The 17,928-nt window shown below is 66.1% G+C and carries 18 protein-coding genes; 6 read left to right on the top strand and 12 right to left on the bottom strand.

The annotated features are described in order from the left end of the window. Window position 1: 1 nt before the first annotated feature. The 5 genes from HFL01S_RS13570 to HFL01S_RS13550 all read right to left on the bottom strand — a co-directional run bounded on the left by HFL01S_RS13570 (window position 2) and on the right by HFL01S_RS13550 (window position 6,564). Window positions 2–1,129 (bottom strand): MBL fold metallo-hydrolase, encoded by a 1,128-nt coding sequence (locus HFL01S_RS13570; RefSeq protein ID WP_066259421.1) that lies wholly within the window; start codon window positions 1,127–1,129, stop codon window positions 2–4. A 70-nt stretch (window positions 1,130–1,199) separates the two neighbouring features. Further along, window positions 1,200–1,388: a hypothetical protein gene (locus tag HFL01S_RS13565; RefSeq protein ID WP_066259323.1), complete on the bottom strand. Its 189-nt coding sequence runs from the start codon at window positions 1,386–1,388 to the stop codon at window positions 1,200–1,202. 64 nt (window positions 1,389–1,452) lie between these two features. After that, window positions 1,453–3,792 carry a DNA topoisomerase IV subunit A gene (gene parC / locus HFL01S_RS13560; RefSeq protein ID WP_066259322.1) on the bottom strand — a complete coding sequence of 780 codons (2,340 nt, stop codon included), beginning with the start codon at window positions 3,790–3,792 and terminating at the stop codon, window positions 1,453–1,455. Window positions 3,793–3,847: 55 nt separating this feature from the next. After that, window positions 3,848–4,597: a lytic transglycosylase domain-containing protein gene (locus HFL01S_RS13555; protein ID WP_066259320.1), complete on the bottom strand. Its 750-nt coding sequence runs from the start codon at window positions 4,595–4,597 to the stop codon at window positions 3,848–3,850. Beyond that, a complete protein-coding gene (locus tag HFL01S_RS13550) occupies window positions 4,597–6,564 on the bottom strand; it encodes a DNA topoisomerase IV subunit B (protein ID WP_066259317.1) in 1,968 nt (655 codons plus the stop codon). Before HFL01S_RS13550 ends, HFL01S_RS13555 begins: the two co-directional genes overlap by 1 nt. Window positions 6,565–6,730: 166 nt before the next feature. Between HFL01S_RS13550 and HFL01S_RS13545 the strand changes: the two genes are divergently transcribed. The 5 genes from HFL01S_RS13545 (at window position 6,731) to bamC (ending at window position 10,812) form a co-directional block, all read left to right on the top strand. After that, window positions 6,731–7,975, top strand: coding sequence for an MFS transporter (locus HFL01S_RS13545; protein WP_066259316.1), 1,245 nt, complete (start codon window positions 6,731–6,733; stop codon window positions 7,973–7,975). Then, window positions 7,972–8,100, top strand: coding sequence for a hypothetical protein (locus HFL01S_RS25920; protein ID WP_281179919.1), 129 nt, complete (start codon window positions 7,972–7,974; stop codon window positions 8,098–8,100). Before HFL01S_RS13545 ends, HFL01S_RS25920 begins: the two co-directional genes overlap by 4 nt. Further along, window positions 8,100–8,648, top strand: coding sequence for a class I SAM-dependent methyltransferase (locus tag HFL01S_RS13540; RefSeq protein ID WP_066259313.1), 549 nt, complete (start codon window positions 8,100–8,102; stop codon window positions 8,646–8,648). Before HFL01S_RS25920 ends, HFL01S_RS13540 begins: the two co-directional genes overlap by 1 nt. Before the next feature lie 104 nt (window positions 8,649–8,752). Then, window positions 8,753–9,637 carry a 4-hydroxy-tetrahydrodipicolinate synthase gene (gene dapA, locus HFL01S_RS13535; protein ID WP_066259306.1) on the top strand — a complete coding sequence of 295 codons (885 nt, stop codon included), beginning with the start codon at window positions 8,753–8,755 and terminating at the stop codon, window positions 9,635–9,637. Window positions 9,638–9,681: 44 nt separating this feature from the next. Beyond that, window positions 9,682–10,812: an NlpB/DapX family lipoprotein gene (bamC, locus tag HFL01S_RS13530; protein WP_066259303.1), complete on the top strand. Its 1,131-nt coding sequence runs from the start codon at window positions 9,682–9,684 to the stop codon at window positions 10,810–10,812. An 87-nt stretch (window positions 10,813–10,899) separates the two neighbouring features. Here bamC and HFL01S_RS13525 read toward each other — a convergent pair whose 3' ends face one another. From HFL01S_RS13525 to HFL01S_RS13515, 3 genes are all read right to left on the bottom strand, one after another. After that, window positions 10,900–11,244 (bottom strand): hypothetical protein, encoded by a 345-nt coding sequence (locus HFL01S_RS13525; protein ID WP_066259301.1) that lies wholly within the window; start codon window positions 11,242–11,244, stop codon window positions 10,900–10,902. A 221-nt stretch (window positions 11,245–11,465) separates the two neighbouring features. Continuing rightward, window positions 11,466–11,978, bottom strand: coding sequence for a hypothetical protein (locus HFL01S_RS13520; RefSeq protein WP_066259300.1), 513 nt, complete (start codon window positions 11,976–11,978; stop codon window positions 11,466–11,468). 3 nt (window positions 11,979–11,981) lie between these two features. Then, complete coding sequence (locus HFL01S_RS13515) at window positions 11,982–13,154, bottom strand: JmjC domain-containing protein (RefSeq protein ID WP_066259295.1); 1,173 nt, start codon at window positions 13,152–13,154, stop codon at window positions 11,982–11,984. Window positions 13,155–13,168: 14 nt separating this feature from the next. Between HFL01S_RS13515 and HFL01S_RS13510 the strand changes: the two genes are divergently transcribed. Beyond that, the gene (locus HFL01S_RS13510; RefSeq protein WP_066259294.1) at window positions 13,169–13,708 is read left to right on the top strand and encodes an FKBP-type peptidyl-prolyl cis-trans isomerase; all 540 of its coding nucleotides are present in this window, start codon (window positions 13,169–13,171) and stop codon (window positions 13,706–13,708) included. A gap of 27 nt (window positions 13,709–13,735) precedes the next feature. On the opposite strand, the gene dut is transcribed toward HFL01S_RS13510, so the two are convergent. From dut to HFL01S_RS13490, 4 genes are all read right to left on the bottom strand, one after another. Beyond that, a complete protein-coding gene (gene dut / locus HFL01S_RS13505) occupies window positions 13,736–14,185 on the bottom strand; it encodes a dUTP diphosphatase (RefSeq protein ID WP_066259292.1) in 450 nt (149 codons plus the stop codon). Window positions 14,186–14,208: 23 nt separating this feature from the next. Next, window positions 14,209–16,035: a TRAP transporter large permease gene (locus tag HFL01S_RS13500; protein ID WP_066259288.1), complete on the bottom strand. Its 1,827-nt coding sequence runs from the start codon at window positions 16,033–16,035 to the stop codon at window positions 14,209–14,211. A gap of 17 nt (window positions 16,036–16,052) precedes the next feature. Then, complete coding sequence (locus tag HFL01S_RS13495) at window positions 16,053–16,652, bottom strand: TRAP transporter small permease subunit (protein WP_066259285.1); 600 nt, start codon at window positions 16,650–16,652, stop codon at window positions 16,053–16,055. Between the two features lie 116 nt (window positions 16,653–16,768). Continuing rightward, on the bottom strand, window positions 16,769–17,848 hold the full coding sequence (locus tag HFL01S_RS13490) for a TRAP transporter substrate-binding protein (protein ID WP_066259283.1): 1,080 nt from the start codon (window positions 17,846–17,848) through the stop codon (window positions 16,769–16,771). Window positions 17,849–17,928: the final 80 nt, after the last annotated feature.

The raw sequence follows: 17,928 nt of genomic DNA, 5'->3' as shown, positions 1-17,928 counted from the left end.
TTCAGTCCAGAGGCCACTGCAGGGCCTTGGGCAGGTTCTTGGGTGGCTGACCGGGTTCGACCACGGGCGCCGGGCCGGCCCTGGTCTCGACGCGCCGCCACCACGGATCGGTGCGCTCCACATGGGCGGGTTCCACCGCCTGTCCCAACTGGGGCATCAGCAGCGGGGTGTCGTTCTTTTCGGCCAGTGTGTGCAACACCTCGGCCGGCTGGTCCCAGGCGTGCATGGCCAGGCTGAAGGTGCCCCAGTGCACCGGCAGCAGCACGCCACCGCCCAGCAGTTGGTGCGCCTTCATGGCGTTCTCGGGTCCGAGGTGGATGTCGCCCCAGGCGGGGTGGAAGGCGCCGATCTCCAGCATCACCAGATCGAAAGGCCCGAGGCGCTCGCGGATCTCTGCATAGGCGTCGGTCAGACCAGTGTCGCCACTGAAAAACACGCTGTGCCGGTCGGACTGGATCACCAGCGAGGACCAGAGCGTGGCGTTGCGGTCTTTCAGGCCGCGGCCCGAAAAGTGCTGCGACGGCGCCGCGGTGATGGTGACCCCGCTGCCCGGCAGGCGGTGCGTTTCCCACCAGTCCAGTTCGGTGATGCGTTCGGTCGGCACGCCCCAGGCCTGCAGGTGCGCGCCCACACCCAGCGAGGTGACGAAAGGGACGCCGCGCTTGTTGAGTTCGCGCACCGTGGGGTAGTCCAGGTGGTCGTAGTGGTCGTGCGAGACGAGGGCCGCATCCACCTCCGGCAGCTCCTTGACCTTGAGCGGCACGGGCTGGAAGCGCCTGGGGCCGACCAGGGTGGACGGCGAGGCGCGCGCACCCCAGACCGGGTCGGTCAGCAGGCGCTTGCCGCCGATCTCGATCAGCACCGTCGAATGCCCCAGCCAGGTGGCGCGCAGGCCGCTCTGGGGCACCCGGCGCCAGCCTTCGCGCGGGTCGGTCGCAGGCAGCGGCGTGGTCGGCACGCGGCGCTCGCCGCCGCAGAGAAAGTCTTTCAGACTGGGAAACGGAGCGTCCGGGTCGCGCAGCCCCGGCGCCACCGGGTAGACGTTGTGGAAACCCTGACCGCGCCACTGGGACGAGGCCTGCATGCGCTCCAGCCTCTGGCCTTCAGCCCGTTTGCCCATCGACTTCATGGCCATCCTTTCCAAGAAACACCATTCTGGCGACGGAACGCCGACCCGCGAAGTCCTGGGTGATTGCCCGTCAGGATTTCTTCTTGCGCTCCGCCGCACGCCGCACCTGACGGCTCTGCCGGGCCAGGTCGAGCTCGGCCTGCTTCGCGCGCTGGGCCTCGCGCTTGGCTTTCAGGCGCTTGCCCAGCATGCGTGCAAAAAAGAAGGTGAGCGCGAAGCTCGCCAGCATCAGAAACAGGCCGATACCGTCGGTGGTCATTGGACAACCCTCCGTGCTGCGCACTGCGGGGCTGAGCGCCTTGGGAACGGCCCGGCGGCGCTCATCATTCCACCCTCGTGATGCGGTTGGGCTTGAAGCCCAAGTCGGCCGCCTTGCCCTTGCGACCGCGCGCGGCCCGGGCGTTGTTCAGGCTGCGGATTTCCAGCGTTTCGTCGCGCTCCTTGCTACCGCGGCCGATGCCCTCGATCTTCACGCTGCGCGTGTAGGCACAGGCGCCGGCCAGCGTGTCCTTGTCTTCCAGGTCGATCAGCATCAGGCCGCGACCGCCCTTCTCCATCAGCTTGAGTTCGCCGATCTCGAAGGTGAGGATGCGGCCGCCGGTGGAGGCGCAGGCCACGTGCGTGGCGGCCGCCAGCGGCTGGCCACCCGAGGTGCTCATCGCGTGCGAGGGCGCGCAGATGGTTTCGCCCTCGCCCACGCTGATGAAGGCCTTGCCGGCCTTCTGGCGCGACACCAGGTTCTCGACCGTCGCCAGGAAGCCGTAGCCACCCGTGCCACTGAGCAGCAGCGTGGCGTTGGCCGGACCAGCGAAGTAGTGCAGCGGCTGCGTGCCGCTTTCCAGCTCGATCAGCGTGGTAATGGGCTGGCCGTCGCCGCGGGCGCCGGGCAGGCTCGCGACCGGTACCGAGTAGACGCGGCCGTTGCTGCCGAACACGATCAGCGTGTCCACCGTGCGGCATTCGAATGTGCCGTACAGGCCGTCGCCGGCCTTGAAGGCGAAGCTGGCAGCCTCGTGGCCGTGGCCGGTGCGGGCGCGCACCCAGCCCTTACTGGAGATGACCACCGTGACCGGCTCGTCCACCACCTTGATCTCGGCCACGGCCTTCTTCTCGGCCTGGATCAGCGTGCGGCGCGGGTCGGCGAAGGTCTTGGCGTCGGCTTCGATCTCCTTGACCATCAGGCGCTTCAGGCTCGCCGGGTTGGACAGGATGTCTTCGAGCTTGCCCTGCTCCTCGCGCAGCTCTTTCAGTTCCTGCTCGATCTTGATCGCTTCGAGCCTGGCCAGCTGGCGCAGGCGGATTTCGAGGATGTCTTCGGCCTGGCGGTCGCTGAGCCTGAAGCGCTCGATCAGCGCGGCCTTGGGCTCGTCGCTGTGGCGGATGATGCGGATCACCTCATCGATGTTGAGCAGCACCAGCTGCCGGCCTTCGAGGATGTGGATGCGGTCGAGCACCTTGTTCAGACGGTGCTGCGTGCGGCGAGTGATCGTGGTCTGGCGGAAGGCGATCCACTCTTCCAGCATCAGGCGCAGGCTCTTCTGCGTCGGCCGGCCATCGAGCCCGATCATGGTCAGGTTGATCGGCGCCGAGCTTTCCAGGCTGGTGTGCGCCAGCAGTGCGGTGATGAGCTCCTGCTGCTCGATGCGGCTGCTCTTGGGCTCGAACACCAGGCGCACCGGCGCGTCCTTGCTCGATTCGTCGCGCACCGCGTCCAGCACCATCAGCATGCTGGCCTTGAGCTGGGTCTGGTCCTGGCTCAGCGCCTTCTTGCCAGCCTTGACCTTGGGGTTGGTGATCTCCTCGATCTCTTCGAGCACCTTCTGGCTGCTCACACCGGGCGGCAACTCGTTCACCACCAGCTGCCACTGGCCGCGCGCCAGGTCTTCGATCTTCCAGCGCGCACGCACCTTCAGGCTGCCGCGGCCGGTGCGGTAGGCGTCGGCAATGTCACCCGCCGGGCTGATGATCTGGCCGCCGCCGGGGTAGTCCGGGCCGGGCAGGATGGTCAGCAGTTCCTCGTCGCTGAGCCTGGGGTTCTTCACCAGCGCCACGCAGGCATCGGCCACTTCGCGCAGGTTGTGGCTGGGGATCTCGGTGGCCAGGCCCACGGCGATGCCGCTGGCGCCGTTGAGCAGGTTGAACGGCAGGCGTGCGGGCAGCTGCCTGGGCTCCTCGAACGAGCCGTCGTAGGTGGGAATGAAGTCCACCGTGCCCTGGTCGATTTCGTCGAGCAGCAGACCGGTGATCTTGGCCAGGCGCGCTTCGGTGTAGCGCATGGCGGCGGCGCCGTCGCCATCGCGGCTGCCGAAGTTGCCCTGGCCGTCGATCAGCGGGTAGCGCTGCGAAAAGTCCTGCGCCATGCGCACCAGCGCGTCGTACGCCGCGCTGTCGCCGTGCGGGTGGTACTTGCCGAGCACGTCGCCCACCACGCGGGCGCTCTTGACCGGCTTGGCCGCCGTGTTGCCCGAAAAACCGAGACCCATGCGGTCCATGGCGTAGAGGATGCGGCGCTGCACCGGCTTCTGGCCGTCGGACACATCGGGCAGGGCGCGGCCCTTGACGACCGAGAGTGCGTATTCGAGGTAGGCGCGTTGCGCGTAGGCGGCCAGGTTGTCGTCGCCGGGTTCGGCCACGGGTTCGGGAATGATCAGGTCTTGGGTCATGGGGTCACAAACTGGAAGAACGGGTGCCATCCAAGGCACGCCAGCGCCGACGTTGTCAGCCGCGGCCGGGAGGGCGTGGCGGCATGGGTGCGGACGCGGGTATCACCTCGGCCCGCGCCTCGCTGACGGTGCGCGGGGGTTTGAGGCTGTGGTGCAGGTCGGTGACCTTGCGCACGTAGTTGATGGTCTCGGGGTAGTTGGGGACGCGGCGCCCGGCCTTGAGCACAGCGCCCTCGCCCGCGTTGTACGCGGCCACCGCCAGGCGCACATCACCGTTGAAATAGTTGATCAGCCAGGCCAGGTAGCGCGAGCCGGCCTGGATATTGGTGCGCGGGTCGGTCAGGCGCTCGCTCACGCTCTGGCGCCCGGTGGCGCGGACACCGAAACGCTCCGCGGTGTCGGGAATCACCTGCATGAGGCCCACTGCGCCCTTGGGGCTGACGGCGCCGGGATCGAAGCCCGACTCGGTGGCGATCACCGCCTGCAGCAGCTCGAACTCCAGGCCGTGCTGGCTCGCCGCCTCGCGGATCAGGTGGCGCACCGCCTTGAAGCGGGTCGACAGCTCCATGCGGGTGACCGCCGACGCCGAGGAAAGCGCGGGACGGCTGCCACCGCTGCCCGGTCTGGCGATCGGTCCGCCCATGCCGGAGCCGCGGTACAGCAGCTCGTAGCGTGCGTTGAGCGGGCGGTCGGAGTAATGCGTGACACCGTTCTTGTCGCGGTAGGCCCAGATTTCGGCGTGCGCAGGCCCGGCCAGCGCCACCGCCAGCAGGACACCGCCGAAGGTCTGGGCCAGACGGGGCATCACACATCCACCTCCACGGAGTCACCGTGGAGTTCCATGAGTTCGCGGCGCGCGGCGGCTTCGCCTTTACCCATCAGCCGTGTGATCAGGGCCTCGGTGGCGGCAAAGTCCATCGCACCCAGCGTGACCTGCAGCAGACGGCGGGTGTCGGGGTTGAGCGTGGTGTCCCAGAGCTGCTCGGCGTTCATCTCGCCCAGGCCCTTGAAGCGGCTGATCTGGCACTTCTCGCGGTTCACGCCGTCTTTCTCGGCCTTGTCCAGGATGGCGTGCAGCTCGCCTTCGTCCAGCGCGTACTGCTTGGCCGCGGGCTTCTTGCCGCGCGCCGGCACATCCACCCGGAACAGCGGCGGACGCGCCACATACACATGGCCCGCCTCGATCAGCTTGGGGAAGTGGCGGAAGAACAGGGTGAGCAGCAGCACCTGGATGTGCGAGCCGTCCACGTCGGCGTCCGACAGTATGCAGACCTTGCCGTAGCGCAGGCCGCTCAGGTCGGGCGTGTCCAGCGGGCCATGCGGGTCGACGCCGATGGCGACCGAGATGTCGTGGATTTCGGTATTGGCAAACAGGCGGTCGCGCTCGACCTCCCAGGTGTTGAGCACCTTGCCGCGCAGCGGCAGCACGGCCTGGCACTCCTTGTCGCGGCCCATCTTGGCGCTGCCGCCGGCCGAGTCGCCCTCGACCAGGAAGAGTTCGTTGTGCGCGATGTCGCGGCTTTCGCAGTCGGTCAGCTTGCCAGGCAGCACGGCCACGCCCGAGCCCTTGCGCTTTTCGACTTTTTGGCCGGCCTTCTGGCGGCTCTGAGCCGCCTTGATGGCGAGTTCGGCCAGCTTCTTGCCGTAGTCCACGTGCTGGTTGAGCCAGAGTTCCAGCGCCGGGCGCACGAAGCCGCCGACCAGGCGCACCGCATCGCGCGAGTTCAGGCGCTCTTTCACCTGGCCCTGGAACTGCGGGTCCAGCACCTTGGCGCTCAGCACATAACTGGCACGCGCGAACACGTCTTCGGGCAGCAGCTTCACGCCCTTGGGCAGCAGCGCGTGCATCTCGATGAATGCTTTGACGGCCTGGAACAGGCCGTCGCGCAGGCCGCTGTCGTGCGTGCCACCGGCGCTGGTGGGAATCAGGTTGACGTAGCTCTCGCGCACCGGCGCACCGTCTTCGGTGAAAGCCACCGCCCAGGCCGCGCCCTCGCCGTCGGCAAAGCTGTCGTCCTTGGCATCGGCGTAGCCCTCGCCCTCGAACAGCGGGATCACCGGGTCGGTGGTCAGCGTCTGCGCCAGGTAGTCGCGCAGGCCGCCCTTGTATTGCCAGACCTGGTTGTCCTTGGTCTTTTCGTTCACCAGCGTGACTTGCACGCCCGGCATCAGCACCGCCTTGCTGCGCAGCAGGTGCGTCAGCTCGCCCAGCGGCAGCACGGCTGAATCGAAGTACTTGGCGTCGGGCCAGGCGCGCACCGTGGTGCCCTGCTTGCGGTCGCCCTCGCCCTTTGGCGTCACCACCAGCGGCTCGATCACGTCGCCGGCGCCAAAGGCGAGCTTCGCCACCTGGCCGTCGCGGAAACAGGTGACCTCCAGCCGGGTGGACAGCGCGTTGGTCACGCTCACACCCACGCCGTGCAGACCGCCGGAGAAGCTGTAGGCGCCGCCCTTGCCCTTGTCGAACTTGCCGCCCGCGTGCAGGCGGGTGAACACCAGCTCGACCACCGGCGCCTTCTCTTCCGGATGCAGACCGAAGGGAATGCCGCGGCCGTCGTCTTCCACGCTCACCGAACTGTCGGTGTGCAGCGTGACCTTGATCTTCTTGCCGAAGCCCGCCAGCGCCTCGTCGGCCGCGTTGTCCAGCACCTCTTGAATGATGTGCAGCGGGTTGTCGGTGCGGGTGTACATGCCCGGGCGCTGCTTGACCGGCTCCAGTCCCTTGAGGACGCGGATGGAGCCTTCGGAATACTCGTTCGATTGGGTTGCCATCGGGAAATTGTACGGTGCGGCCCTTCAAAAGCCTGTATGCAAATACAGATCAAAGACCCGGTTTTTCCTGCGATGCCTTGCGTGCATCAATCGGCGGGAGAAATTTCACGGGCCAGCGTCTACCTTGCGACGCCTTCGGCAAAGCCGGATTCGCTACAGTGCCGGGATGTCCTCAGCTTCCCCCATCCCCATGTCACCGGCGCGCCTGTCCGCCGCACAGGTGCTGATCTGCGGCGCCGCCATCGTCACCCTTTCCATGGGGGTTCGCCACGGTTTCGGGCTCTGGCTGCAGCCGATCACCCAGGACATGGGCTGGACCCGGGAAGATTTTTCCTTCGCGTTGGCCATCCAGAACCTGGCCTGGGGCCTGTTCGGCATCTTCGCCGGCATGGCGGCCGACCGCTTCGGCGCGTTCCGGGTGCTGCTGGGGGGTGCGGTGCTGTACGCGCTGGGCCTGGCCGGCATGGCACTCTCACCCACCCCGTTCGTGTTCATGCTGACCGCTGGCCTGCTGATCGGCGCCGCCCAGGCGGGCACCACCTATGCGGTCGTCTACGGGGTCATCGGCCGCCAGATCCCGGCCGAGCGCCGCTCCTGGGCCATGGGCGTGGCGGCAGCGGCCGGCTCCTTCGGCCAGTTCCTGATGGTGCCAGTGGAAGGCTGGCTGATCTCGGGCTTCGGCTGGCAACATGCCTTGCTTGTCCTCGGCGCCGCGGTGCTGCTGATCATGCCGCTGGCGCTGTTCCTGCGCGAGCCCGGCTTCATGGGCGGTGCCGCACCCAGGCGCGAACAGACCATCGGCCAGGCCCTGCGCGAGGCCTTCGGCTACCGCAGCTTCCAGCTGCTGATGGCGGGCTACTTCGTGTGTGGCTTCCAGGTGGTGTTCATCGGTGTGCACATGCCCAGCTACCTCAAGGACCACGGCCTCTCGCCCCAGGTGGCCAGCTACGCGCTGGCCATCATCGGCCTGTTCAATGTCATCGGCACCTACGCCGCCGGCGCGCTGGGACAGCGCCTGGCCACGCGCCACATCCTGGCGTTCATCTATCTGGCGCGCTCGGTCGCCATCGTGATCTTCCTCTGGGCGCCGCTCACGCCCATGACCGTCTATGTCTTCTCCGCCGTGATGGGCGTGCTCTGGCTCTCGACGGTGCCGCCGACCAACGCGGTGCTGGCCCAGATCTTCGGTGTGGCCCACATGTCCATGCTGGGCGGCTTCGTGTTCTTCAGCCACCAGATCGGCAGCTTCATGGGCGTCTGGCTGGGCGGTGTGCTCTACGACCGGACCGGCAGCTACGACATCGTCTGGTACATCTCAATCGCGCTGGGCGTATTTGCGGCCCTGGTCAACCTGCCGGTGCGCGAGTCGGCCATCGAGCGCGGCCCGCAGCGTGTGGGAGCGCCCGCGTGAAGCCGCTGGCTGTCAGGGCGATGGTCTGGGCCACTGTGGTTCTGGCCCTGCTGGGCACGCTGATGCTCTACCAGCGCCCGGATTTCCTGGTGAACCTGGCCGACCAGCTCTGGAGCTGTTTCTGATGCACGGCACGGAGTCGCCCTCACGCTGGGTGCAACGCTGGTCCCACCTGGTGCCGGCCGGAGGCACTGTGCTGGACGTGGCCTGCGGACAGGGCCGGCACCTGCGCTGGTTCGCCGGCCGCGGCCATGCGGTGACCGGCGTGGACCGGGACCCCACCGCCGTGGCAGCAGCGGCCAGCGCCGGACGGGTGGTGCAGGCCGACATCGAGAACGGCCCGTGGCCCTTCGAAAGACAACGCTTCGACGCCGTGGTGGTGACCAACTACCTCTGGCGCGCGCTGCTGCCCGTGATCGTGGACAGCGTGGCCGAGGGCGGCGTGCTGATCTACGAAACGTTTGCATCCGGTAACGAATCGGTCGGCCGACCCTCGCGCCCCGACTTCCTGCTGCGGCCGGGCGAGCTGCTGCAGGCCTGCGCCAGCCTGCACGTGGTCGCCTATGAAAACGGCTTCTGTGACCACCCGGAGCGCTTCGTGCAACGCATTGCGGCGCTGCGAAAACGCCCGTCCGACGCCACCCTGGCGGCGCGCCACCTGCTCCCTGACTGACTGACCGCGCTGGGTAGAATGCACGATTCGCGCGCGAGCCGCCGGATCGATTTCCTCAACGTGTCCGGCGCATTGGCCGGCGCCTCTGATTTGAGCCCGAGAACATGAAGACCATCACCGGCAGCATCGTTGCCCTCGTCACCCCCTTCCACCCCGACGGCAGCGTCGACTACCCCACACTGCGCAAGCTGATCGACTGGCACATCGCCGAAGGCACCGACTGCATCGGCGTCGTCGGCACCACGGGCGAGTCGCCCACGGTCAGCGTCGAGGAGCATTGCGAGATCATCCGCGTCTCCGTCGAGCAGGCCGCCAAGCGTGTGCCCATCATGGCCGGCTGCGGCGCCAACTCCACCGCCGAAGCCATCGAGCTGGCGAAATTCGCCAAGAAGGTCGGCGCCGACTGCCAACTGCAGGTGGTTCCCTACTACAACAAGCCGACGCAGGAAGGCCAGTACCAGCACTTCAAGGCGATCGCCGAAGCCACTGGTGACCTGCCCATCGTCCTCTACAACGTGCCCGGCCGCACGGTGGCCGACATGAGCGTGGACACCGCGCTGCGCCTGGCGGCTGTGCCCGGCATCGTCGGCATCAAGGAAGCCACCGGCAACATCGAGCGCGCCCAGTGGCTGATCCGAGAAGCGCCGGAAGGCTTTGCCATCTACTCGGGCGACGACCCGACCGCGGTCGCCCTGATGCTGTGTGGTGGCCAGGGCAACGTCAGCGTGACCGCCAACATTGCGCCCCGGCTCATGCACGAGTTGTGTGTGGCCGCAATCGCCGGTGAGGCCCGCAAGGCAATGGAGATCCAGCGTCGCCTGATGCCCGTGCACAAGAACCTCTTCGTCGAAGCCAATCCGATCCCCTTGAAGTGGGCGATGGAACGCATGGGCCTGTGTGGTGGCACCATGCGCCTGCCGCTCACGCCCATGAGCGCTCCGCTGGAACCGGTGGTCGAGGCTGCGCTCAAAGAGAGCGGACTGATCTGATCTCCCCGCCGCCAGCTCCCCCCAAGAAGTCATCCAAGCTGCCCATGTCCATCACCTCACGTACCCCGTCTTCGCGCACCCGCCCCACCCTGTCGCTCCGCTGGGGCGCCGTGGCCATGGCGGCCTTTCTCGCCACGGGCTGCTCCGTGCTCGAGGAAGACAAGATCGACTACCGCAGCGCCCGCCAGGTCAACTCCCTGGAAGTGCCGCCGGACCTGACCCAGCTCAGCCGCGAGTCGCGGTACCAGGTGCCCGGCGCCACCGTGACGGCCAGCGGCTACCAGACGGCCCAGCCCGCCACAGGCTCCTCTGACACCGCCGCCAGCAAGATTGGCGATGTCCGCATCGAGCGCGCGGGCAGCCAGCGCTGGCTGGTGGTGGACCGTCCTGCCGACAAGGTGTGGGGGCCCGTCAAGGACTTCTGGCAGGAGAACGGCTTCGTGCTCACCCTGGACCAGGAGACCCTGGGCGTGATGGAGACCGACTGGGCCGAGAACCGCGCCAAGCTGCCGCAGGACGTCATCCGCTCCACACTGGGCAAAGTGTTCGACAGCCTCTATTCAACGGGGGAGAAGGACAAGTTCCGCACCCGGCTGGAGCGCAACCCGTCGGGCGCCACAGAGATCTACATCAGCCACCGCGGCATGATCGAGGTCTACACCGATGCCCGCAAGGACCAGACCGTCTGGCAGCCCCGCGCGGCCGACCCCGAGCTTGAAACGGAGTTCATGCGCCGGCTGATGGTCAAGCTTGGCGTGACCGAGGCCCAGGCCAAGGCAGTCACCGCATCGGCGCCAACGCCTTCAGCGGCCCGTGTGGTCACCATCAACAACCAGCCCTCGGTGCAGCTGGACGATGACTTCGATCGCGCCTGGCGCAGGGTCGGGCTGTCGCTGGACCGCACCGGGTTCACCGTCGAGGACAGGGATCGCAGCCAGGGCGTGTACTTCGTGCGCTACGTGCCGGCAGACGCCACCGCCGAGTCGGCCAAGCCCGGCTTTTTCAGCCGTCTTTTCAGCAGCTCGCCCGCCCAGACCAAGCCGGTGCAATACCGCATTGCCGTCCGCAGCAGCGGCACGAGCACCACGGTGTCCGTGCTGAACGCCCAGGGACAACCCGACACCACGGCCGACGGCCAGCGCATTGTTCAGTTGCTGGCCGCCGATCTCAAGTAAAGGCCGCGCATACAAAAGAAATGCCGCCCGAGGGCGGCATTTCTTTTGACCGGAAGATTCGGACCTGAGTCCGAACCAACTGGGCAATTACTGAGCGGGCTTGGCAGCAGCCTTGGCAGCTTCAGCGGCCTTGTCGGCAGCTTCCTTGGCAGCGTCAGCGCCAGCCTTGGCAGCGTCGGCGGCGGCGCCAGCTGCGTCCTTGGCGGCATCGGCAGCGGCACCAGCGGCGTCGGCAGCAGCAGCACCAGCGGCGGCGCCAGCGTTGGCAGCAGCAGCGCCAGCATCCTTGGCGGCGTCGACAGCGGCGCCAGCGGCGTCCTTGGCAGCTTCAACGGCGGGAGCAGCAGCAGGAGCAGCGGCTTCTTCCTTCTTGCCGCAAGCGGTGAGGGCGATGGCGGCGAGCAGGCTGGCCAGCAGAACGGTCTTTTTCATGGTGATTCCTCAGGATGTGGATGAGAACAAAAACATTGAATCAACCATAAAAAAACCCGAATCGATGATCCGGGCTTGGCTGACCCAGTCGCTTACCGCTATTAACGATTGCGATCTGGTGCGGAATCATACGCCTGAATTGCACACCCGTATTTACCCTTGTCAACTTTTTCTTTTGTTGACAGTTGGCGTTGCAAAAACACACGCCGTTGGGGCTCTTGTCACAACCCGAGAACCGTCGCAGGAAATGAAGGGCTGCCCTGCTGCCAGCAGGCCTGCAGCTGTTCCTGGAGCAACGTTCGGCGCTCCGGCCGCCGGCTGGCCACCATCAGGCAGCGGCCGATGTCCAAGCGCTCCATGGTCCAGTCCTGCGACCAAATCGCACTGGGCAGTTCGCCCCCCGCCACCGAGCGACATGCGTGGGCTTCGACGATGTGTGACCAGGTCGTTCGCCATTGCACGAGTCTTGGATGCAGCTCGCGCAGCCGGTCAAAGTCCGCGGCCATCAACTGGATCTTTCTGCCGCGACCAGCCCAGTCATTGAGGGCGTCAATGACCACCCTTTCTCCCAGAGGCCAGTCGGCGAAATCAGGATCACTGAGCACGATCTGGGGCCAGCCATCGCGGGCGGCGGTCTGCAGCGCCAGCCGCACCAGATCCGCAAACTCGCGGCGCCCCTGAATGCGCCCTTCCGGCAATGCCGGGAGATCGTCCGGTGTCGGCTGCTGTGTCATCTCTCAGTCCTTTTCGCCACCTGCCGTGGATTCCGCATGGAGCCAGCCGGCCTCGAACCAGTCCAGCAACAGGGCCTGAGCGTCGGCACTGGCGCGGCGCACCCTGGCGGCATCCAGGCGACGCTCATCGGCCAGGGTACGCATGAGGCGGGCGTCGGTGCCGCCGGCACGAAAGCTCTCGCCATTGATGAACAGGTGCCTTGCGTCGTACATCATGCGGGTGCGCCGATCCAGGCGCAACGCCGACCCTGGCTGCCATGGGCCTGCGGGCTCCTCGAACCACACACGGGGTTTGGGCTCGGTCATCACCTCGCCAAGGGCGCAGGCCAGCGAGGTCCGATCAGCCAGCATGCGCTGCAGGGCATCGACCGCAAAGGCCTCCAGCGAAAGCGGCATCGCGGCCGGGTGGTCGGTGGCCTCCTGCCCGGGGTCGCGGTACAGCGTGCTGTCTTCAAACTCATCGGCCATGCGCTGGAGCAGCTCGCCGGCAAGCCCTCCGCGCGGGGGCACGCGGAACCCCACCGAGTAGGTCATGCAGTCGTCACCCACAGCGATGCCATCGTGCGCCCAGCGCGGTGGCAGGTACAACATGTCGCCGGGGTTGAGCAGGTGCTCCTGCTCGGGTTCGAAGTTGCTCAGTATCTTGAGCGGCACACCCGGCTCCAGCGACAGGTCTTTCTGCCTTCCGATGCGCCAGAGACGCTGGCCGCTGGACTGCAGCAGGAACACGTCGTAGCTGTCGAAATGGGGCCCTACACCCCCCCCATCGCTGGCCCAGGAAATCATCAGGTCGTCCAGGCGCGCGTCGGGCACAAAACGGAACCTGCCCAGCAGCTCGTGCGCCGCGTCCATGTGAAGGTCCACCCCCTGCACGAGCAGGGTCCAGCGCTTCTGCTTGAGCGGCGGAAAGGCGGTCCGGGCAAAGGGGCCGTGCCGGAGTTGCCACCCGGCCGGCTTGTGCACAATCAGGCGGGACTCGACCGATTCCTGCGCCGCCAGAGCAAATAGCTCGGGACGCGTGAGCAGGGGCTGAAAGCCGGGGAAGGCGTTGCGGATCAGCAAGGGCTTTTTCTGCCAGTAGCGTTGCATGAACCGGGCCGGCGTCATGCCCCCCAGCATCTGCGCCGGCAGGTCCACGGAAGGCGCGCCTGCGATGGAATCGGTGTGTGGTGTCATGGGACAATTGTCGGATGAAAATCACCGAACAATGTGTGGTCGCGCTGACCTGGACACTCAAGGACACGCTGGGCGAAGAACTCGATGCACTCGACGAGCCAGTCGAGTTCCTGGTGGGTGGCAACGATCTGCTGGCCAGCCTGGAGAAAGCGCTCCAGGGCCATGAGGCCGGCGACTCGCTGGAACTGCAGCTGGAGCCGCACGACGCATTCGGTGACTACGACGACCGGCTGCTGTTCCTGGAGCCGCGCCACCTGTTTCCGGAACATCTGGAAGAAGGCATGGGCTTCGAGGGGCTGCCGGAGGGTTGCAGTGCCGCTGCCCCCAAAGACCGTCTGTTCTTCGTCAGCGACATCTACCCGGACCACGTGGTCATGGACGGCAACCACCCGCTGGCGGGCATCGCACTGCGCATCCTGCTGAAAGTGCACGACGTGCGCGAGGCCGAGGTCAGCGAAATCGGCCGGGGCACGCTGGGCACCGGCTTCTTCCGGATGCAGGTGGACTCCTCAGGTTCCGGCGACGAACCACCTCAGGCGCCCACCCTGCACTGAACTGACGCAGCGCGCGGGCTGCGCCTGTCAGCCCCGCCCTGTCGATCCGTAGCCGCCTGCGCCGCGTTCGCTGGCCTCGGCGAAATCACTCACCACATTGAAGCGGGCCTGCACCACCGGCACGATGACCATCTGCGCAATGCGTTCCATGGGTTCGATGGTGAAGGCCACGTCGCTGCGGTTCCAGGCGCTCACCATCAGCTGCCCCTGGTAGTCGCTGTCGATCAGTCCGACCAGGTTGCCCAGCACGATGCCGTGCTTGTGGCCCAGCCCCGACCGGGGCAGGATCATGGCCGCGTAGCCCGGGTCGGCGAGGTGGATCGCCAGCCCGGTCGGCACCAGCTGCCAGGCGTTGGGCGCCAGGGTCAGCGGCGCGTCCAGGCAGGCGCGCAGATCCAGGCCTGCGCTGCCGGCCGTTGCGTAGGAGGGAAGCTGGTCCGCCATGCGCGGATCCAGCACCTTGACATCAATCTGCATGTTTCGGGTTCCGCTGAAGGGGCTCACTGCCCCTTCTTCTCGCTCTTGAGTTCGTCTTCCAGCGCCTTGGCAGGATCGACCTCCTCTTCGGCGGGTGCGGCCGCATCGCCTTCGGCAGGCTGTTCGGCACCCTCCATGCCCTGGGTCGGGTCCTGTTCCTCTTCCTGTTCGAGGCCCGGCATGTTGTTGAGCATGTCGGTCACGGTCGCGTCGTCCACCTTGGCGGCGGCCTCGATGTTGCCGATCACCAGCTTCGGGTAGGCAATGACGACCGACACCATGATCAGCTGCAGGATGATGAAGGCGATGGAGCCCTTGTAGATCTGCGCCGTGGTCACCGCGGGGATGCGCTGCTTGGTGACATGGTCGGTGTAGTCGTTGCGGGCGGCCACCGAGCGCAGATAGAACAGCGCGAAGCCGAAGGGCGGCGTGAGGAACGATGTCTGCAGGTTCATCGCGAGGATGATGCCGAACCAGATCAGCGCCATCTCCGGCGGCGCACCTTCGGGCAGCAGCTCCGGCAGCACCTTGGCCGCCACCGGCGCGAGCATCGGGACCACGATGAAGGCGATCTCGAAGAAGTCGATGAACATGCCCAGCACGAAGACCAGCAGGTTCACGATGATCAGGAAGCCCAGCGCACCGCCCGGCAGCTTGTCGAACAGGTGCTCGACCCAGATGTGGCCATCGGCAGCATTGAAGGTGAAGCTGAACACGGTGGAGCCGATCAGGATCGACAGCACGAAGATCGCCAGCTTGGTCGTGTTCTCGCCGGCCTGCCGCATCAGATCGAAGCTCAGGCGCTTGCGAGAAGCCGCCATGATCAGCGCGCCCAGGGCACCCATGGCGCCGCCTTCGGTGGGCGTTGCAATGCCCAGGAAGATGGTGCCCAGCACCAGGAAGATCAGCACCAGCGGAGGGATCAGCACGAAGGTGACCTGCTCGGCCAGGCGGGACAGCAGGCCCATGCGGGTGACGCGGTTGACGATGGCCAGGACCAGTGCCAGCAGCGAGGCCACGGTGATGGACATGATGACCACCTCGTCGCCTGCGGCCTCCATTTCGCGCCCGATCATCGGGTTGATGATGGCGTTGTGGTTCTGGGCCCAGATGTAGCCAGCCACGCCGCAGATTGCCAGCAGCACCAGCAGCGAACGGTGGCCGCTCGCGCCGTTGGGTTCACGGTAGATGCGCGCCTCTTGAGGGAGCGCCGGCACCCAGTCGGGCTTGAAGATGGCCACGGCAGCGATGAAGGCCAGATACAGGCCCACCAGCATCAGGCCGGGCAGCAGGCCACCGGCGTACATGTCACCCACCGAGCGGCCGAGCTGGTCGGCCAGCACGATCAGCACCAGCGACGGCGGAATCGCCTGCGCCAGCGTGCCCGAGGCGGTGATGGTGCCGGTGGCGATCGTCCGGTTGTAGCCGTAGCGCAGCATGATGGGCAGCGAGATCAGGCCCATCGAGATCACGGCCGCAGCGACCACGCCGGTGGTGGCGGCCAGCAGAGCGCCCACCAGGATCACGGCCACGGCCAGACCACCGCGCACGGGGCCAAACACCTGGGCCACGGTTTCCAGCAGGTCCTCGGCCATCCGGCTTCGCTCCAGGATGATGCCCATGAAGGTGAAGAACGGAATGGCCAGCAGCGTGTCGTTCTGCATGATGCCGAACACCCGCAGCGGCAGGGCCTGGAACAGGTTGGACGGGAACAACCCGACTTCCATGCCTATGAAGCCGAAGAAGAGGCCGGTGGCGGCCAGAGAGAACGCCACCGGGAAGCCCATGAGCAGGAACACCAGCAAGCCGGTGAACATGATGGGCACAAAGTTGGATGCAATGAATTCCATGATGGTTCGCTCGCCTCTTATTGCGCGGCTTTCAGGCGCTGCTGCTCTTCTTCCAGCAGTTGCTGGGCCAGGAGTTCTTCTTCGCTCGGACCTTCATGGGCCAGCACGTCCGGACCGTTGCCAGTCAGGAAGGCGATGCGCTTGATGAGTTCGCTCACGCTCTGCAAGGCGAGCAGGGCAAAACCGGCCGGGATCAGTGCGAACACCGGCCAGCGGATCAGGCCGCCCGCGTTGGACGACATCTCCTTGGATTCGTAGGCGTTCATGAACAGCGGCCAGCCCAGGGTGGCCATCATGTAGCACAGCGGAAACACGAAGACGATGATGCCGATCACATCCACCCAGTTGCGGCCGCGGGCGCTGAACTTCGACGAGATGAAGTCGATGCGCACATGGGCGTTGCGCAGGAAGGCGTAGCCGCTGCCGAGCATGAACACCGCTGCAAACAGGTACCACTGGATTTCCAGGAAGGCGTTGGAGCTGGTGTCGAAGATCTTGCGCACGATGGCGTTGCCGGCGCTGATCATGGTGGTCGCCAGGATGCACCACATGGCGAGCTTGCCGATGCGCTCGGTCAGCGCGTCGATCAGGCGGGAGAGCGTGAGGAGGAATGACATGAAGATCCCCTTGGGAAGAAGGGTGCAGTCGCGAGGAATTCAGAAAAATGTCAGGGTACCCTCCACGCAAAAAAACCCCGTGGAGACGGGGTTCTTTTGCGGGAAGTCCGTGAGGCTTACAGCTTCTGGCGCTGCATGAAGCTGTCGAAGTTGGCCTCGGTGAAGCGGAACCACACGTTGGCGTCCTTGCGGAAGGCCGAGTAGTCGGCGTAGATCTTCTTCCAGGCCGGGTTGGTATCGTTCAGCTCGGTGTAGAGCGACATCGACTGCTTGAAGGCCTCGTCCATGACGGCCTTGGGGAACGGCAGCACCTTGGCGCCGTTGGCCACCAGACGCTTGATCGCCTGCGGGTTGCGGGCGTCGTAGCGGGCCTGCATCTCGGTGTGGGCGTAGGCCGTTGCGGCCTCGACAATGGCCTGGTTCTCCTTCGACAGGGCGTTGAAGGCCGCCTTGTTGATGTAGAAGTCGAGCTGGGCGCCGCCTTCCCACCAGCCTGGGTAGTAGTAGTTCTTGGCAACCTTGAAGAAGCCCAGCTTCTCGTCGTCGTACGGACCGACCCATTCGGTCGCGTCGATGGTGCCCTTTTCCAGCGCCTGGTAGATCTCGCCGCCGGGAATGTTCTGCGGCACGCCGCCCATGCGGGTCAGCACCTTGCCGGCAAAACCGCCGATGCGCATCTTCAGGCCCTTGATGTCGGCCACGGTCTTGACTTCCTTGCGGTACCAGCCGCCCATCTGGGCACCGGTGTTGCCGCCGGGGAAGTTGATGATGTTGTACTTGTCGTAGAACTCGCGGAACAGCTTCATGCCGTTGCCGTCGAAGTACCAGGCGGTCAGCTGGCGGCTGTTCAGGCCAAACGGGATGGCCGTGCCCATGGCAAAGGTGTCGTCCTTGCCGAAGTAGTAGTAGGGGGCGGTGTGACCGGCTTCGACGGTGCCTTGCTGCACACCGTCCACGATGCCGAACGCAGGCATCAGTTCACCAGCCGGGTGCACGGAGACGACGAACTTGCCGCCGGACATCGCGCTGACTTTTTCCGCGAACACTTCGGCGGCACCGTAGATGGTGTCCAGCGCCTTGGGGAAGCTGGAGGCCAGGCGCCAGCGGATGGCGGCCTGTGCGTGCACAGCGGGGGCTGCTCCTGCGGCCAGCACACCGGCGATACCGGCGTGCTTGAGGATGGAACGACGATCCATGTTGTATGACTCCGTGGTTGGTACTTCATGCCCGCCCGGAAGGGGTCGGGGACTTCTGCAGTCCGGGCCATTGTAGGAAG

Origin of the sequence: Hydrogenophaga flava NBRC 102514 (assembly GCF_001571145.1) — a bacterium.
In the GTDB taxonomy this organism is placed as follows: domain Bacteria; phylum Pseudomonadota; class Gammaproteobacteria; order Burkholderiales; family Burkholderiaceae_C; genus Hydrogenophaga; species Hydrogenophaga flava.
This window is presented reverse-complemented; position numbering and strand designations above follow the sequence as displayed.

Excerpts from the sequence above, each read along its gene's own strand:
- HFL01S_RS13570 (WP_066259421.1), bottom strand. The coding sequence starts at position 1,129 with ATGAAGTCGATGGGCAAACGGGCTGAAGGCCAGAGGCTGGAGCGCATG.
- HFL01S_RS13565 (WP_066259323.1), bottom strand. The coding sequence starts at position 1,388 with ATGACCACCGACGGTATCGGCCTGTTTCTGATGCTGGCGAGCTTCGCG.
- HFL01S_RS13500 (WP_066259288.1), bottom strand. The coding sequence starts at position 16,035 with ATGGAATTCATTGCATCCAACTTTGTGCCCATCATGTTCACCGGCTTG.
- HFL01S_RS13495 (WP_066259285.1), bottom strand. The coding sequence starts at position 16,652 with ATGTCATTCCTCCTCACGCTCTCCCGCCTGATCGACGCGCTGACCGAG.
- HFL01S_RS13545 (WP_066259316.1), top strand. The coding sequence starts at position 6,731 with ATGTCCTCAGCTTCCCCCATCCCCATGTCACCGGCGCGCCTGTCCGCC.
- bamC (WP_066259303.1), top strand. The coding sequence starts at position 9,682 with ATGTCCATCACCTCACGTACCCCGTCTTCGCGCACCCGCCCCACCCTG.
- HFL01S_RS13515 (WP_066259295.1), bottom strand. The coding sequence starts at position 13,154 with ATGACACCACACACCGATTCCATCGCAGGCGCGCCTTCCGTGGACCTG.
- dut (WP_066259292.1), bottom strand. The coding sequence starts at position 14,185 with ATGCAGATTGATGTCAAGGTGCTGGATCCGCGCATGGCGGACCAGCTT.
- dapA (WP_066259306.1), top strand. The coding sequence starts at position 8,753 with ATGAAGACCATCACCGGCAGCATCGTTGCCCTCGTCACCCCCTTCCAC.
- HFL01S_RS13525 (WP_066259301.1), bottom strand. The coding sequence starts at position 11,244 with ATGAAAAAGACCGTTCTGCTGGCCAGCCTGCTCGCCGCCATCGCCCTC.
- parC (WP_066259322.1), bottom strand. The coding sequence starts at position 3,792 with ATGACCCAAGACCTGATCATTCCCGAACCCGTGGCCGAACCCGGCGAC.
- HFL01S_RS13555 (WP_066259320.1), bottom strand. The coding sequence starts at position 4,597 with ATGCCCCGTCTGGCCCAGACCTTCGGCGGTGTCCTGCTGGCGGTGGCG.
- HFL01S_RS13550 (WP_066259317.1), bottom strand. The coding sequence starts at position 6,564 with ATGGCAACCCAATCGAACGAGTATTCCGAAGGCTCCATCCGCGTCCTC.
- HFL01S_RS13520 (WP_066259300.1), bottom strand. The coding sequence starts at position 11,978 with ATGACACAGCAGCCGACACCGGACGATCTCCCGGCATTGCCGGAAGGG.
- HFL01S_RS13540 (WP_066259313.1), top strand. The coding sequence starts at position 8,100 with ATGCACGGCACGGAGTCGCCCTCACGCTGGGTGCAACGCTGGTCCCAC.
- HFL01S_RS13490 (WP_066259283.1), bottom strand. The coding sequence starts at position 17,848 with ATGGATCGTCGTTCCATCCTCAAGCACGCCGGTATCGCCGGTGTGCTG.
- HFL01S_RS13510 (WP_066259294.1), top strand. The coding sequence starts at position 13,169 with ATGAAAATCACCGAACAATGTGTGGTCGCGCTGACCTGGACACTCAAG.